A 14,810-nucleotide genomic window follows, 5' to 3' on the forward strand; every position below is an offset into this window, starting at 1 on the left:
GCCCCTTGTCGGTCGACGCGCTACACATCCGCCCATGACCCCTGACCGACCGCCTTTCCCGGACCTGATGTGATGCTCATCGACACCCACTGCCATCTCGACTTTCCCGATTTCGCGCCCGAACAGGCGGACATCGTCGCGCGCGCCAGGGCCCGCGGCGTCGGACGGATGATCACGATCTCCACGCATCTGTCGCGCGTCGACCGCGTGAAGGCCGTGGCGGAGGCCTATCCGGACGTCTTCTTCACCGTCGGCACGCATCCCCATCACTCCCATGAGGAAGCCGAGCCGACCGTCGAACAGCTCGTGAGCCTGTCCCGGCATCCCAAATGCGTGGGGCTGGGCGAGGCGGGGCTCGACTATCACTACGACCACGCGCCGCGCGAGGTGGCGCAGCGGGTGTTCCGCACCCATATCGCGGCCGCGCGCGAAACCGGGCTGCCGCTCGTCATCCACACGCGCGACGCCGACGCCGATTGCGCGGCGATCCTGAAGGAGGAAATGGGGAAGGGGGCCTTCCCGGCCCTGCTCCACTGCTTCACCTCCAGCCGTGAACTGGCGGAGACGGCCATCAGCCTCGGCCTCTACATTTCCTACTCCGGCGTGGTGACGTTCAAGAACTCGGCCGAGCTGCGCGAGACGGCGAAGGCGACGCCGCTGGAGCGGATGCTGGTGGAAACCGACGCGCCGTTCCTCGCGCCCGTGCCACATCGGGGCAAGCGCAACGAGCCGGCTTTCGTCGTCGACACGGCCCGGTTGCTGGCGGAGATCAAGGGCGTTTCCGAGGCCGAGCTGGCGCGGGCGACGACGGAAAACGCTCTCCGGCTGTTCTCCAGGATGCCGCCGCTGGATGCCGCCGCGTGACTCTCGCCGTCACCATTCTCGGCTGCGCCTCCTCCGGCGGCGTGCCGCGCGTCGGGCAGGGATGGGGCAAGTGCAATCCCGAAAACCCCAAGAATCGCCGCCGCCGCTGTTCGATCCTGGTGACGCGAGGCCATTGGCAGGATGGGACGCAGGCGCTGGTCGACACCGGACCGGACCTTCGCGAACAGCTCGTCGCGGCGGAGGTCATCCGTCTGGACGCCGTCCTGTACACGCATCCGCATGCGGACCACACGCATGGCATCGACGACGTGCGCGGCCTCGTAATCCGCAACGGCCGCCGCATCCCGGCCTGGATGGACGAGCCGACCTCGCGCGACGTTACGCACAAGTTCGGCTACATTTTCGTCACGCCGCCGGGCAGCTTTTATCCGCCGCTGATGACCGAGCACAGGCTGCATCCCGGCCGTCCGGTGACCATTGAGGGTCCGGGCGGCGCGATCGAGGCCACGCCGTTCCGCCTCGATCACGGCGACATGGACGCGCTCGGGTTCCGCTTCGGGAACATCGCCTATACGCCGGACCTTCACGCCATTCCGCCGGAAAGCGCGCGCTTTCTGGAAGGGCTCGACCTCTGGATCATCGACGCGCTGCGCTGGCAGCGTCACGGCACGCATCTGTCCGTCGATCAGGCGCTGGCGCTGATCGATCAGTACCGGCCGCGCCGCGCCATCCTGACCGACCTTCACGTCGATCTCGACTATGACGCGCTGACCGCCGTCCTGCCGGCCAATGTCCAGCCGGCCTATGACGGGCTCCGGATTGAGGTCTGATTAGGTTCCATAATATCGATTATGCGATTCGTCCTTTCACCGAAGCGGCGACGCTTCCCCATCGGCGCTTGGGATGGTTCTCCGCCACTCGCCGAACTGAGCAGCCGCTTGTCTTTCGGGGTCGTCCATCAGTGTCCGGCCCTGTCCAAGGTCACAGGCGCGGACGCGGCGGTCATCGAAGACCGCGAGCGTCGCCAACCCCCGCGATCGCCGCATGCGCCCGCCATGTGCGGAACTGTTACCGGCCGTGACTCGGCGATCGTCTCAAGGCATTGACGGGGCGATTTAATTGAAATTGTTGAACGCTTCGGCGAGGCCGGCGGTGACAGTTGGAAACAGCTCCGAAAGCGGCGCGAGCCTGGCCACGGGTAAGGAATTCTTGGGTTTTTTCAGCATGTCCACGAAAAATTCTGGCCAGATTGGCTCTTTATCTGGTAAAAGGCTTTCCGCGCGGGACTATATGGCATTCAACTGGCAACATCCCATCGTCTTCCAACGGACTCAGATTGCGAGTTCGAAGGGGTTCGCTTGGGCGCACGCGTTTGACATAAAAGTCTTGCCGTTTTTGGCGGAGACGAGCAGGTAAAAGATGAGCAAAGGTAGAGACTTCCGGGGACCTCGCAAGCGCGGGTTCGATGACGACGGTCCGTATGGCTACGACGCCCCGCGGCCCAGCCGTTCGCCAAGAACGTCATTCGGCGGCGGCGGCTTCCCGGATATGGCGCCCCCGGTGATGAGCAACGAGCCGGCCGTTGACGCGATCGTCAAATGGTTCAAGGCCGACAAGGGCTTCGGCTTTGTCGAGCTCGCCAATGGCACGGGCGACGCCTTCCTCCACATCGGCGCGGTTCAGGCGGCGGGCTATGACGCTCTCCCGCCGGGCGCCAAGCTGCAGGTGCAGGTGACAAGCTCCGTGAAGGGCCAGCAGGTCTCCCGCATTCTCGAAGTGGATCTCGCCGGAGCCTCCGAGCGCGCCCCGCCGCCGCGTAGCGGTGGAGGCGGTGGTGGCGGCTTTGACAGTCCCCGCCCCCGCCGCCAGGCTCCCGATCCGTCGAGCGCCGTGCCGGTGTCCGGCAAGGTCAAATGGTTCGACGAGACCAAGGGCTTCGGCTTCGTTCAGTCGAACGACGGCGGCAAGGACGTCTTCGTCCACATCTCGATCCTCGGCCCGTCGGGCGTCAATCGCCTGCTCGAAGGCCAGCCGGTCACCATGCAGGTGGTCGACACGGCCAAGGGCCGCGAGGCGCTGTCCATCACGCTGGACTGATCGCCGATCGACCGCGTTTCGACGCCGCGTTCCGCCAAGGGACGCGGCGTTTTCCATTTGTGAGAGGACTTCGCCCGCATGTCCGGCGACATCGCCCGTCTCATCGAGATCATGGCCGCCCTGCGCACCCCGCAGACCGGCTGCCCCTGGGATCTCGAACAGGATTTCCGTTCCATCGCCCCTTATACGGTCGAAGAGGCCTATGAGGTGGCCGACGCCATCGAGCGCGGCGATCTCGATGACCTGCGGGACGAGCTCGGCGATCTTCTGCTTCAGGTGGTCTTCCACGCGCGCATGGCGCAGGAGCAGGGGGTCTTCGCTTTCCCGGACGTCGTCGCCGCCATCTGCGACAAGCTCATCCGCCGCCACCCTCATGTCTTCGCCGGGGGCGGCGATCTGACCGCCGAGGGCGTGACGGCGCAATGGGATGAGATCAAGGCGGCCGAGCGCGCCGCAAAGGGCGGCTCCGCGCCGGAGAGCCTTCTCGACGGGGCGCCGCTCGCCCTGCCCGCGCTAACCCGCGCCGTCAAGCTTCAGCAGAAGGCCTCGAAAGTTGGCTTCGACTGGAACAATGCGGCGCATGTCATGGACAAGATTCGCGAGGAAACCGGGGAAATCGCCGAGGAACTCGCGGCGCCCGAGGTCAACGCCAGGGCGGTCGAGGAAGAAATCGGCGATCTTCTCTTCGTCGTCGCCAATCTGGCGCGCCACGCCAATGTCGATCCCGAGCAGGCGCTGCGCGGCGCCAACGCCAAGTTCGAGCGCCGCTTCCATCATATCGAGCGGCGATTGAGCGAAATGGGAACCACGCCCGAGGCGGCGTCCCTTGATGAGATGGAAACGCTTTGGGTCGAGGCGAAGAAGCTGGAGAAGCGGTAGCGCTCTACCCTGCCAGGCTCTCCAGCAGCGCCCAGCCGATCAGCACCATGACCGGCCCCACGAGCTTCTCCGTGGCGACCGTCTCCGGCAGACTGGCGATGGTGCCGCGAATGATGCGTTCCTCGGGCGTTGACGCGCGCTCGACGAGGAAGGCGGGCGTATCATGGGCCATGCCCTCCTCCAGCAATCGCCGGGACAGGGCGGGCAGGGTGCGGTTGCCCATATAGACGGCCGTCGTCGCGCGCCGGTCGGCGAGCGCGCCCCAATCGAAATCCTCGGGAAACTCGCCGTCCTTGGTGTGGGCGGTGATGAACTGCACGCGCCGCGCCGTCTCGCGGCTGGTGAGCGAGGCCCCGAGCGCGGCCGCGCCGGCGCAGGCGGCGGTCACGCCCGGCACGATCTCGATGTCGAAACCCGCCTCGCGTAGCGCGGCGATTTCCTCATTGGCGCGGCCGAAGATGAGCGGATCGCCGCCCTTGAGCCGCACGACGTTCTTGCCCGCCCGCGCGAGATCGACGAGCAGCGCCGTAATCTCCTCCTGCCGGACGGACGGCGCATAGCCGCGCTTGCCGACATTGATCCGGGTCGCCTCGCGGCGGGCGAAATCGAGAATGCTCGCCGGCACCAGATCGTCGAACAGCACCACATCGGCCCCTGCGAGCGCGCGCATGCCCTTCAGCGTCAGCAATTCGGGATCGCCCGGCCCTGCCCCGACCAGCGTGACGCGACCGCGCTGGGCGTCCTCGCCCGCCGCGCGGGCCTCGGCCAGCAGGGTGTCGCGATCCGTCCCGGAGGGCGCGCGCTCGATGTCGCGGAAGGCCAGGCGCGTAAAGCGCCGCCAGAAATCGCGGCGGGCGAGAAAGTCGAGGCCGGAGGACAACACCTGCGGGCGCCAGTCCTGCGCCGCCCTGGCCCAGGCCGCGAAGCTCGCCGGCACGAGCGACTCGATCCGCCCGCGCACGGCTTGCGCGAAAACGGGCGAGGCCCCGCCGGTCGAGACGCCGATGACGAGCGGCGAACGGTTGACGATGGCGCCCATGATGAAGTCGCTCATCGCCGGCCGGTCGGCGAGATTGAGCGCGACGCCCGCGGCGTCGGCGGCCTTTCGGGCGGCGTCGGCCTCGGCGTCGTCGAAGGTCGCGGCGAAGGCGAGGGTCGCGCCCGCGAAGTCTCCGGCGGCGGCGGCGCGCTCGTGCAGCGTGACATTGTCCCGCCCCTCCACGACCTCCCTGAGCTTCTCGCAGGCGTCGCGGGCGAAGACCTCCACCTGCGCGCCCGTGGCGGCGGCGAGGCCGACCTTCCAGGCCGCCCCCTCCCCGTCGCCGATGACCACCACGCGCTTGCCGGCGAGCGGGTAGAAAACCGGCAGCGTTTCGAGAGGCTGCATGATGTCGGAAGAGACTTCGTCGGGTTTACGCGTCACGGTCGGAGCCTGTCTGATGATGGCTCACGCATAGCCCATTGCGCAGCGCGGCAAAAGGCGCCGGCCGCCCCTCGGACGACGGTCCTCATTCGCCTTTGGAGAACAGAACCGCGATCGCCGTGGCCTGAAGCTCACGGTTGTCCGCTGTCGCCTGAGCCATTCGCGCCCCCTCCTCTTCTCGCTCTTAGAACCTGGCGTTGACCGTAACATAGGCCGAGCGCGGGGCGCCGGGCATGATGTTGTTGTTGTTGTTCGCCGAGGCGTAATAGAAGGCGCCGAGGATGTTCTCCACATTCACCTGCCCGGACAGGTTGTCGCTGATCTTGAGATAGACCGCGCCGTCCCAACGCGCATAGCCGGGGATGATGACGGTGTTGTCCAGCGCCGCATAGAACTTGTCATTGTAGATCACGCCGCTGCCGACCCCGAGCACGCCGGGCGCGAGGCCGACGAAAGACGAGACGTCATATTTGTTCCAGAACGAGAAGGTGTTCTGCGGCACGGAGGGAACGTTCTTGCCCTTCTCGGTGAAGAACAGCGCGCCCCCTGCCTGCGCCGCATTGCGGTCGGAGCTTGTCACATAGGCGTGCTGGTTGCCGTAGCCGAGCGAGACTTCCCATTCCTTCGTGAGATAGCCGACGAGGCTCAGCTCGCCGCCCGTGGTGCGGGTGTTGGTGAGAACATTGTAGAAGGCGTCGATGGCGATCGCCTGGTTCGAGCGGTTCAGATTGTAGAGCGCGCCGGTGAACAGCAGCGTCGGCGTGATTTCCGCCTTGAACCCCGCCTCCACATTCTCGAAGCCCTGCGGCTGAAGGTTCGCCGCTGAAATGCTGATGGTGTTGAACTGATCGCCCGCCGCCGGCAGGAACGAGCGCGAATAGGAGCCGTAGAGCGACAATTGCTCGAAGGGCTTCACGACAAGGCCCACGCGCGGCGACCATTTGCCGGTGTTGCTGTAGAGCGTCTGGCCCCAGTAATTGGTCGGCGTGGGGTTTGGAATCGCCAGATTATTGACGAACTTCAGATTGTAGCTGTCGAAGCGCACGCCCGCGATGACGTCGATATATTTCGTAATGGTGATCTGATCCTGCACATAGCCGGCGGCGAGATCGAGGTCGGTGTGGCGGCGGAATCCGCCGACCAGCGCATTGTTGAACACGACCGGCGCGAAGACGGTCGGCAAGCCGAAAGAGGTGTTGTAGGTCACCGACCCGTTGAAGGGATCGAGCCAGCGCGCATTGTTGCGGTTGCTGTCGGTTTTCTGGTTGCCGAACTCCATGCCGCCGAGCAGGACGTGCTTGATCTGCGGCGTCATCTCAAGCGTATAGGTCAGATCCGTCTGGCTGAAGACATTCTGGCGCGGCGTGTTGTGGTTGTAGCCCGAGAGCTGCACACAGGGCGGCGTCGTCCCCGCGCAGGCGCCGTTGAGGAAGTTGACGCCGCTGTTGGCGAAGGTGTTCTGGTAGAATTTCTCGTAATTGGCGTAGACGGTCTGGTTCTTGATGTTGAGGCCAAAGTCGGTCGTGTGATCGAATGAGACGACGGCGCGGTCGACGTCCGTCTTGGCGTAATTGACGGCCGGATTGCCGAAAAAGGTCGAGCGCCCGGTCGGCGCGGGATAGCCGGGATAGAGATAGCCGAAACCGAGCGCCTGCGCCGCGAGCACGGCCGGATCGCGGATGAAATTGACCGACGGCACGCCGCGATCCATCTCGCGATGGTCTTGGTAATGCTCGTAGCTGAGGGTGATGAAGGTCTTTTCGAGCGGCTTCCAGGTGAAGGTCGGATTGATTCCCCAGCGCCGCATGTTGAAGAAGTCGCGGAAGCTGTAGGACTGCTCGAACAGGCCGTTCACGCGGAAGGCGAGCTGATCGTTGATCGCCTGCCCCACGTCGATCGTCAGGCGCTTGCGGCCGAAGCTGCCGGTGCTGACCTGCATGTTTCGGCGCGTCAGGCCGTCGGCCTTCCTGGTCACGCGGTTGACCACGCCGCCGCCGCCGCCGCGCCCGAAGATCAGCGCGCTCGGCCCCTTGAGCACTTCGACCGCCTGAATGTTGTAGAGGTCGCGGTAGTATTCGGCGTCGTCGCGCACGCCGTCCGTGTAGAAATCCGCCGTCGTCGGCTGGCCGCGAATGGTGACCTGGTCGCGCTGCCCCTCGCCCTGCGCCACCGTCACGCCCGGCACATAGGTCAGCGCCTGATTGAGCGTCAGGCTGTTGCGATCCTCGAGCTGCTGCTTGGTGAGAATGGTGATCGACTGCGGAATGTCGAGAATCGGCGTGTTGGTCTTGGTGGCCGTCGACGTGCCGCCCGCGAAATAGCCATGGACGTCGGTCGGCCCGCGCCACACCTGCGCGCCCGCCGGAATGAAGCCCGAGCCCGACCCGTCGTTCGAACCGGGCTGAGGCGCGGCGGCGACGAGCGGCGTGGCGCGCACGGGACCCGCCGCGCGCGGCGCGGGACCCCGCGTCGCCGCACGGCCGCCGCCAACGTGGATCGCGGGCAAGGTTGTCTGCGCCTCTGCGGCCTCGCCGGCCGCCAGGGCGGCGGTGATCGCGCAAAGGCTGGTGAGGAGACGCGCGTTACGTGAGCGGTTCCATGTCGTCATCATCGGCATCCTGAAGAGCAAAAATCTGCGCGGCTCCAACCACGCTCATGCCCTCAGGCTATTGTTTCCGCCTTGTTTCGACAAATAGATTCAGCAATAAATCAGAAATGTTCTAATTTTGGAACGAATCCGATAAATAAAAAAGGCCAGCGATGGCTGGCCATTATTGCTTCATTGAAAGAATTTATCAGAACTTCGCATTTACAGTTACGAAAGCCGAGCGTGGCGCTCCTGGCATGATATTATTATTGTTGGTCGCGCCAGCGTAATAGTTCGCTCCGAGGAGGTTTTCTATGTTCAGCTGCGCCGTCACGGTCTTGCTCAACTTCAGATAGGCGGCCGCATCGACGCGGGCGTAGCCCGGCACGATCACGGCGTTGTCGATCGCCGCATAGAATTTGGCGTTGTAGACGACGCCCGCGCCGACGCCGAGCACGCCCGGCTCCGCGTCGAAGACGGACGATACGTCATATCTGTTCCAGAAGGAGAAGGTGTTGCGCGGCACGTTCGGCGTGACCTTGCCGGCGTAGGTCAGCCAGGGATCGACGGGGTCGGGCGCGGCGTTGGCGTTCAGCACACGCGCCGATTGAAGCCCGTAGCCGAGCGAGACTTGCCAGAGGTCGGTGACATAGCCGACGAGGCCGATTTCACCGCCCCGCGTCCGCGTATTGGCGGCGACGGCGTTGAAGGCGTTCACGGTGACGGGCTGATTCGAGCGGTTGAGCTGATAGAGCGCGCCGGTGAGCAGAAGGCGGGGCGTGATCTGATACTTCATGCCGACTTCGAGATTCTCGAAGCCCTGCGGCTGCAACGCGGCCAGCGAGGGGGTCAGAACGACGAACTGGTCGCTCGACGCCGGCAGGAAGGAGCGCGAATAGGCGAAATAGTAGGAGAGGTCCTGAATCGGCTTGAAGACCACGCCCAGACGCGGCGACCATTTGTTGGTCACGCTGTGGATGGTCTGGTTGAGGCTGTCGACGATTTCGCCTTCCGCCTGCTCGGTGGCCTGGGCGTTGGGATCGGCGCCCGGCGGCAGCGGGAAATCCGCGCCGCGGAAGGTCAGATCGAAGTGATCGAACCGCACGCCGGCGAGGATGTCGACATATTTTGTCACCTCGATTTGATCCTGCACATAGCCCGAGGCGACGTTCAGGTCCGTGTAGCGGCGCTCGCGCGGGTCGCCATAGGCTATGGGATTGAGAATGGACGGCGCGAGGAAGGGCGCGTCCACCACGGTCGCGGAGCCATCGCAGTTGATCAGATAATTCGTTTGCTGCGTGCCGAAGCAGGAGAGGTTGCGTTCGCTCGCCGACCGCTGATTGCCGATCTCCGAGCCCGCTAGCAGCGTATGCTTGATCTCCGGCGTCATCTGAAAGCGATAGACGAGATCCGTCTGGTTGAAGACGTTGCGCCGAGGCGTGTTGTGCACATAGCCCTCGATCTCCATCTGCCCGCCGGGCGGCCCCTCGAAGAGCAGGACGTTTTCGCCGGGGAAGGTGTTGGCATAACGCTTCTGATAATTGGCGAAGACCGTGTGGTTGCGGATTTCGAGGCCGAAGTCGGTCTTGTGCTCCATGTTGAGGTCGACGGAATTCACGTCGACGCGCGCGTAATTGTTGGTCGTGGGGCTCGGCCACACATCGCCGAAGAAAGTGTAATTGGGCGTTTTCGCCGGATAGCCGGGGATGTAAGCGGCGAGTCCGGCGGGAAAGCCCTCCACGAAGGACCCCACGCCGAGCGACGGAATGCCCCGGTCGTTCATTCGCCGGTCGTGATAATGCTCGTAGCTGAGCGTGACGAAAGTCTTTTCCAGCGGCTTCCAGGTCAGCGTCGGATTGACGCCGTAGCGCTCCATTTTGAAGAAGTTGCGAAAGCCGTAGGACTGCTCGTAGAGCGCGTTGAGGCGCACGGCCAGCGTGTCCGACAGCGCCTGCCCCAGATCGACCGTCACGCGCTTGCGGCCGAAACTGCCGGAACTCGCCTCGATGTCGCGGATCGTTTCGCCGTCGGCCTTTTTCGTGACGCGGTTGACGATGCCGCCGCCGCCGCCACGCCCGAAGGTCAGCGCGCTCGGACCCTTGAGGACCTCGACCGCCTGAATGTTGTAGAGGTCGCGGTAATATTCCGCGTCGTCGCGCACGCCGTCCTTGAAGAAGTCGGCCGAGGTGCTCTGGCCGCGAATGGTCATCTGATCCTTGTTGCCCTCGCCCGCCGTGACCGTGACGCCGGGCACATAGGTCAGCGCCTGCTGGAGGCTGAAGCTGGCGCGATCCTGTAGCTGCTGCTTGGTGAGAATCGTGATCGACTGAGGAATGTCGATGATGGGCGTATTGGTCTTGGTCGCCGTCGAAGTGCCGCGCGCGACATAGCCGACGACGCCGCTCGGGCCGCCGCCAAGCGTCATCCCCGCCGGCACGAAGCCGTCGCCCTGCCCCGAGGATGGCGCCGCGCTCGTTGCCGGCGCGGCGGCGGCGGGGGCGGCGTTGACGGGACGCGCCGGGCGCGGCGCCTGGACATGGGCGACCGTCTTGCGCGCGTGACCGACCTCGATGGTCGGCAAAGCCTGCTGGGCCGAGGCGGAGTGCGCGAAGGAAATCAGAGCGGCGGTGGAGGCGCAGAGACGAAAGCCGTATCCGTTATAGACTTTACTGCGCATGGCCGCGAAACGCTCCCGATGTCGACGGGCCGCTTGCGAGGCTTGTCGCCAGCCGCCCTCTCCTGTCGAGTATTGCAGCGCGAAAAGCCCAGTCAACCTGAAGTCCGCAACCTTGGAAATCTTACAGATTTGTCTCTTTTTCTGAGAGAAAGACAACATAGGCGTTGTCTGGAAGCGTTCTTTTCAGACAATACTTTTATTTATTGACTGTTGCATAAAGGAAACAAAAAGCGGCCCTGAATCAGGGCCGCTTTCGTCACGAAACGCGCGCGGGCTGGATTACTTCTTGCCCTCGGCGTTGTACTGGGAGAGATACGCCCAGACGTTTTCCTGATCGCCGTCCGAGGCCAGGCCCTGGAAGATCATCTTGGTGCCCGGAACCTTGGCCTTCGGGTTCTTGATGAACTCCTTGAAGGACGCCTCGTCCCAGGTGATGCCGGAGGTCTTCATCGGCTCCGAATAGTTGTAGCCCTCGACCGAGCCGGCCTTGCGGCCGTTCAGGCCGTTCAGCTCCGGCGCGACGGCGTTCTTGGCGCCTTCGCCGACCTGATGGCAGGCTTTGCACTTGGCGAAGACCTTTTCGCCCGCGGCGGCGTCGCCAGCGGCGAAGGCCTGGCCGGCGGAAGCGGCGAAAGCGACGCTCGCAGCGAACGTCAGCAGGGAAATCGTCTTCATCCTTGATCCTTTCCTCTTCCTCGACGGCCCGCTTGGCGCGACCGTCCTATTCTTGAAACGCGCCTTACCAAAGGTCGCGCTTATCAGCGCACTTTAGACGGCTTGGAAACTACAACGTGGGGCGCCCCGACACAATACCGCCACCCTGCCGTCTCCTTGCCTGCTTGTATCCGCATGCGGCTGAACGGCGTCTGAACCGGGGTCACAGGCTCCTGCCCCGAGGCGGCCGTCAGGTTACGCGCCGCATCGTCACATTCACCCGCGCGCCGACGCCCATGAGCGGCGCCGGCAAAGGCGTGAGAATCGACGGCAGGATGCGGTCGACGCCATGGAACGAGCGGCGGGCGGGGCCGGACAACACCAGCGCGTCGCCGCCCGACAGCGTGAAGGCGATCGTCCGGTCCGCGCGCTTCGGTCCGCCGAGGCGGAAACGGCAATCGGCGCCAAGCGACAGGGAGAGGATCGGCGCGTTGAAATCCGCTTCGTCGCGGTCCTGATGCAGGCCCATTTTCGCCTCGTCGGAATAGACGTTGATCAGGCAGGCCTCGGGCGGCTTCGGATAGCCGGTCAGTTCCGCCCATATGTCGAGCAACATTCGCGGCATGGGCGGCCAGGGCGCGCCGGTTTCGGGATGGGCGGGCTCATAGCGGTAGCCCCCGTCCCTGTCGCTCATCCAGCCGAGCGGGCCGCAATTGGTCATGCGCACCGACATGGGCAGGCCGGATTTCGGCATGCGCGAGACGAAGAGCGGCGCCTGCGCGATCACCTCCGCGATGTCGCGCGCCAGCCGCGCCTGCGCCCCGGCGTCGAGGAAGCCGGAATAATGGAAAGCGCCGGGGGCGATTTCTGGCATGCACGCCTCACGAGGGCGCCCTTCGCCCCATCAGGGCTCCAGCACCGTCTTCGTGGCCACTGTCGAGTCGGCGTTGAGCCGGTAGATGATCGGCACGCCGGTCGCGAGTTCGAGCGTCGGGATGCTTTCCGGCGTCATCTGCTCCAGCACCATGCACAGCGCGCGCAGCGAATTGCCATGCGCCGCGACCAGCACGCGCTCGCCGCGCATCACCGGCGGCAGAATGCGCTGCACGTAAAAGGGCACGACGCGGGCCACCGTATCCTTGAGGCTCTCGCCTCCGGGCGGCGGCACGTCATAGGAGCGCCGCCACAGGCGCACCTGTTCCTCGCCCCATTTCTCGCGCGCCTCGTCCTTGTTGAGGCCGGAGAGGTCGCCGTAGTGGCGCTCATTGAGCGCGCGGTCCTTGACCGTCGGCACATTGGACTGGCCCAGCTCCTCGAAGATGAGCTGCAACGTGTGCTGCGCGCGCAAGAGCGAGGAGGTGAAGCCGACGCTGAAGAGGAGGTCGAGCTTTCGCAGCTCGCGCCCGGCGCGGCGGGCCTCTTCGATTCCAAGCGGCGTCAGGTCCGGATTTTTCCAGCCGGTGAAAAGATTTTTCGCGTTCCATTCGCTCTGACCGTGACGGACGAGGACGAGGGTGCGATGCATGCTCATGGAGGCCTCGCGATCAGGCGCCGGAGAGGCCGAGAACGTCGGCCATGGAGTAGAGACCCGGCCCCCTGCCGCGGGTCCAGAGCGCCGCGGCGATGGCGCCGCGCGCGAAAATGCCCCGGTCCTCGGCGCGGTGCGAGAACTCGATGCGCTCGCCCATGCCCGCGAAAATCACCGTGTGATCGCCGACGACCGTGCCTCCGCGCAGCGCCGCGAAGCCGATGTCGCCGGCCTTGCGCGGGCCGGTCAGCCCGTCGCGCCCGCGCGCGCTGTGTTCGGCGAGTTCGATTCCCCTGCCCCGCGCCACGGCCTCACCGAGGAGGATCGCGGTGCCCGAGGGCGCGTCCACCTTCAGCTTGTGATGCATCTCCACGATCTCGGCGTCCCAGCCGGGACCGAGCGCCTTCGCGGCCTTCTCGACCAGCACCGCCAGCAGATTGACTCCGAGGCTCATATTGCCGGACCGCACAACAGCGGTTTCACGCGCCTCCTCGGCGATCAGCGCCAGCTCGTCGGCCGAGAGGCCGGTCGTGCCGATGACATGGGCCACGCGCGCCTGCGCGGCGGCCTGGGCGACCGCGAGCGTGGCGGCGGGGGTCGAGAAATCAATGATTGCGTCGGCTCCGGCCAACGCGGCCCCGATGTCGCAGGTGATCGGGACGCCCGTCTTCGGCAAACCGAAGGCAGAGCCGCAATCCGCGCCGAGCGACGGCGCCCCCGCGCTCTCAAGCGCCCCGACGAGCCGGACGCCCAGCGTGTCGGGGATGGTCTGCGTCAGCATACGGCCCATGCGGCCCGCGGCGCCCACCACGACCAGACGCAATTCGCTCATCTTTCGAAGCCCTCGCCTGCGACACTCTTCACAACGCGCGAACAGGCGACTCGGGCCCTCAGACGCGCATCTCCCTATACAGACCGCAACCGGCCAAGAGAAGCCTTCGATTTGTCGCGGCGGGACAGGATGCCCTGCCCGTACGGGCAGTTACTTCTTCGGCCGGAAGGCTTTCACGCGGGCTGGGTCGGTCTCGATCCAGGCGGCGCCGATGAGGTCGAGACAATAGGGCACGGCGGGCATGACGGCGTTCAGGCAGAGCTCGATCGCCGCCGGCTTGCCCGGCAGATTGATGACCAGGCATTTGCCGCGATGCGCCGCGACCTGCCGGGAGAGAATGGCCGTCGGCGTCTGTGAGAGCGAGACCTGCCGCATCAGCTCGCCGAAGCCGGGCAGTTCGCGCGGACAGGCGGCGAGCGTCGCCTCGGGCGTCAGGTCGCGGGGGCTAGGTCCCGTCCCGCCCGTCGTGACGATCAGATCGCAGCCGACGGTGTCGGCGAGGTCGATGAGCGTGTCGCGCACGCTTTCGAAGCCGTCCGGAATGATCCGCCGTTCGATGCGGAAGGGCGTGGTCAGGACCGCCGTCAGATAGGCCTCGATGGCCGGGCCGCTCTCATCCTTGTAGACGCCGGCGCTGGCGCGGTCGGAGGCGGTGACGACGCCGATGACGGCGGAACGTTGCGTTTCAGTCATGACGAAATCTCCCGCCGCCTTTTGGCGCATCACGGGATGTTTGTCAGCAGCCGAAAAAGCAAGCGCCCGGCCTTACGACCGGGCGCTTTGAACCGTCGGCCCCCCAGCCGCCCGGATCAGACGAACATTCCGAAGATGCCCGAAAGGATCAGGAAGACGAAGCTCGTCGCTCCGACGATGCCGATGTCCGTGGTTCCCCAATAAGCGAGGATCGCCCCCAGCACCGCGCCGGCGGCCGCGCAGATGATGACGTTGGGCGTGATGGCGAAGTCGAAGGTCCGCATGCCCGTGTATTTGTCTTTTGGCAGGTGCGTTTCGTGATTGGACATTGACGTTTCCTCCCAAGGTCGAACCAATTTCTATTGTGAGGGTGCGCCCTTGTCGGCCTCTCGCACAGGCGATTTGTGGTCAAAACGGGCGCGTTCTTCGCCAAAATGGGCGTTGTCATCGACCCCGATGCGCCGCTGATCATTCATCACGAGCGCCGCTCCAATGGCCAGATTCTCACGCATATTCTCCGTGAAGGCGCGGTAACGCTCGATCCGCCGGGAATCGAGCTGGCGCTTTCGCGGGTTTACGGCGCCTGAGAGACCCCCTCCCTGTCCCTCCCCCGCC

General features: G+C 65.1%; 14 protein-coding genes. 5 read left to right on the plus strand and 9 right to left on the minus strand.

Annotation, left to right across the window (positions count from 1 at the left end; all coding sequences use genetic code 11):
• Positions 1 to 72 precede the first annotated feature (72 nt).
• The 4 genes from ACR652_RS01110 (at position 73) to mazG (ending at position 3,801) form a co-directional block, all read left to right on the plus strand.
• Positions 73 to 864, plus strand: a complete 792-nt coding sequence (locus ACR652_RS01110) for a TatD family hydrolase (protein WP_434504672.1) — start codon at positions 73 to 75, stop codon at positions 862 to 864.
• A complete protein-coding gene (locus ACR652_RS01115) occupies positions 861 to 1,655 on the plus strand; it encodes an MBL fold metallo-hydrolase (protein ID WP_434504673.1) in 795 nt (264 codons plus the stop codon). Before ACR652_RS01110 ends, ACR652_RS01115 begins: the two co-directional genes overlap by 4 nt.
• A gap of 589 nt (positions 1,656 to 2,244) precedes the next feature.
• Complete coding sequence (locus tag ACR652_RS01120; protein ID WP_434504674.1) at positions 2,245 to 2,922, plus strand: cold-shock protein; 678 nt, start codon at positions 2,245 to 2,247, stop codon at positions 2,920 to 2,922.
• Between the two features lie 78 nt (positions 2,923 to 3,000).
• Positions 3,001 to 3,801 carry a nucleoside triphosphate pyrophosphohydrolase gene (mazG, locus tag ACR652_RS01125; RefSeq protein WP_434504675.1) on the plus strand — a complete coding sequence of 267 codons (801 nt, stop codon included), beginning with the start codon at positions 3,001 to 3,003 and terminating at the stop codon, positions 3,799 to 3,801.
• A 4-nt stretch (positions 3,802 to 3,805) separates the two neighbouring features.
• On the opposite strand, the gene cysG is transcribed toward mazG, so the two are convergent.
• The 9 genes from cysG to ACR652_RS01170 form a co-directional block, all read right to left on the minus strand.
• Positions 3,806 to 5,224 carry a siroheme synthase CysG gene (gene cysG, locus ACR652_RS01130; RefSeq protein WP_434504676.1) on the minus strand — a complete coding sequence of 473 codons (1,419 nt, stop codon included), beginning with the start codon at positions 5,222 to 5,224 and terminating at the stop codon, positions 3,806 to 3,808.
• Between the two features lie 184 nt (positions 5,225 to 5,408).
• Positions 5,409 to 7,835 (minus strand): TonB-dependent receptor, encoded by a 2,427-nt coding sequence (locus ACR652_RS01135; RefSeq protein ID WP_434504677.1) that lies wholly within the window; start codon positions 7,833 to 7,835, stop codon positions 5,409 to 5,411.
• A gap of 184 nt (positions 7,836 to 8,019) precedes the next feature.
• Complete coding sequence (locus ACR652_RS01140) at positions 8,020 to 10,488, minus strand: TonB-dependent receptor (protein ID WP_434504678.1); 2,469 nt, start codon at positions 10,486 to 10,488, stop codon at positions 8,020 to 8,022.
• Positions 10,489 to 10,767: 279 nt separating this feature from the next.
• Complete coding sequence (locus ACR652_RS01145; RefSeq protein ID WP_434504679.1) at positions 10,768 to 11,163, minus strand: cytochrome c-554; 396 nt, start codon at positions 11,161 to 11,163, stop codon at positions 10,768 to 10,770.
• A gap of 229 nt (positions 11,164 to 11,392) precedes the next feature.
• Positions 11,393 to 12,016 carry an alpha-ketoglutarate-dependent dioxygenase AlkB family protein gene (locus ACR652_RS01150; RefSeq protein WP_434504680.1) on the minus strand — a complete coding sequence of 208 codons (624 nt, stop codon included), beginning with the start codon at positions 12,014 to 12,016 and terminating at the stop codon, positions 11,393 to 11,395.
• 30 nt (positions 12,017 to 12,046) lie between these two features.
• The gene (locus ACR652_RS01155) at positions 12,047 to 12,673 is read right to left on the minus strand and encodes a 2,3-bisphosphoglycerate-dependent phosphoglycerate mutase (RefSeq protein ID WP_434504681.1); all 627 of its coding nucleotides are present in this window, start codon (positions 12,671 to 12,673) and stop codon (positions 12,047 to 12,049) included.
• 13 nt (positions 12,674 to 12,686) lie between these two features.
• Entirely contained in the window at positions 12,687 to 13,502 is an 816-nt protein-coding gene (dapB, locus tag ACR652_RS01160; RefSeq protein WP_434504682.1) for a 4-hydroxy-tetrahydrodipicolinate reductase, read from the minus strand.
• 150 nt (positions 13,503 to 13,652) lie between these two features.
• Positions 13,653 to 14,195, minus strand: coding sequence for a molybdopterin adenylyltransferase (gene mog, locus ACR652_RS01165; protein WP_434504683.1), 543 nt, complete (start codon positions 14,193 to 14,195; stop codon positions 13,653 to 13,655).
• A 116-nt stretch (positions 14,196 to 14,311) separates the two neighbouring features.
• Positions 14,312 to 14,524, minus strand: coding sequence for a hypothetical protein (locus ACR652_RS01170; protein ID WP_434504685.1), 213 nt, complete (start codon positions 14,522 to 14,524; stop codon positions 14,312 to 14,314).
• A 105-nt stretch (positions 14,525 to 14,629) separates the two neighbouring features.
• Between ACR652_RS01170 and ACR652_RS01175 the strand changes: the two genes are divergently transcribed.
• Positions 14,630 to 14,782 carry a hypothetical protein gene (locus tag ACR652_RS01175; RefSeq protein ID WP_434504686.1) on the plus strand — a complete coding sequence of 51 codons (153 nt, stop codon included), beginning with the start codon at positions 14,630 to 14,632 and terminating at the stop codon, positions 14,780 to 14,782.
• The last annotated feature ends 28 nt before the right edge of the window (positions 14,783 to 14,810 follow it).

The organism is Methylocystis sp., assembly GCF_051061225.1.
GTDB lineage: Bacteria > Pseudomonadota > Alphaproteobacteria > Rhizobiales > Beijerinckiaceae > Methylocystis.

Excerpts from the sequence above, each read along its gene's own strand:
- ACR652_RS01150 (WP_434504680.1), bottom strand. The coding sequence starts at position 12,016 with ATGCCAGAAATCGCCCCCGGCGCTTTCCATTATTCCGGCTTCCTCGAC.
- mog (WP_434504683.1), bottom strand. The coding sequence starts at position 14,195 with ATGACTGAAACGCAACGTTCCGCCGTCATCGGCGTCGTCACCGCCTCC.
- mazG (WP_434504675.1), top strand. The coding sequence starts at position 3,001 with ATGTCCGGCGACATCGCCCGTCTCATCGAGATCATGGCCGCCCTGCGC.
- ACR652_RS01175 (WP_434504686.1), top strand. The coding sequence starts at position 14,630 with ATGGGCGTTGTCATCGACCCCGATGCGCCGCTGATCATTCATCACGAG.
- ACR652_RS01135 (WP_434504677.1), bottom strand. The coding sequence starts at position 7,835 with ATGATGACGACATGGAACCGCTCACGTAACGCGCGTCTCCTCACCAGC.
- ACR652_RS01170 (WP_434504685.1), bottom strand. The coding sequence starts at position 14,524 with ATGTCCAATCACGAAACGCACCTGCCAAAAGACAAATACACGGGCATG.
- ACR652_RS01145 (WP_434504679.1), bottom strand. The coding sequence starts at position 11,163 with ATGAAGACGATTTCCCTGCTGACGTTCGCTGCGAGCGTCGCTTTCGCC.
- ACR652_RS01155 (WP_434504681.1), bottom strand. The coding sequence starts at position 12,673 with ATGAGCATGCATCGCACCCTCGTCCTCGTCCGTCACGGTCAGAGCGAA.
- dapB (WP_434504682.1), bottom strand. The coding sequence starts at position 13,502 with ATGAGCGAATTGCGTCTGGTCGTGGTGGGCGCCGCGGGCCGCATGGGC.
- ACR652_RS01140 (WP_434504678.1), bottom strand. The coding sequence starts at position 10,488 with ATGCGCAGTAAAGTCTATAACGGATACGGCTTTCGTCTCTGCGCCTCC.
- ACR652_RS01120 (WP_434504674.1), top strand. The coding sequence starts at position 2,245 with ATGAGCAAAGGTAGAGACTTCCGGGGACCTCGCAAGCGCGGGTTCGAT.
- ACR652_RS01110 (WP_434504672.1), top strand. The coding sequence starts at position 73 with ATGCTCATCGACACCCACTGCCATCTCGACTTTCCCGATTTCGCGCCC.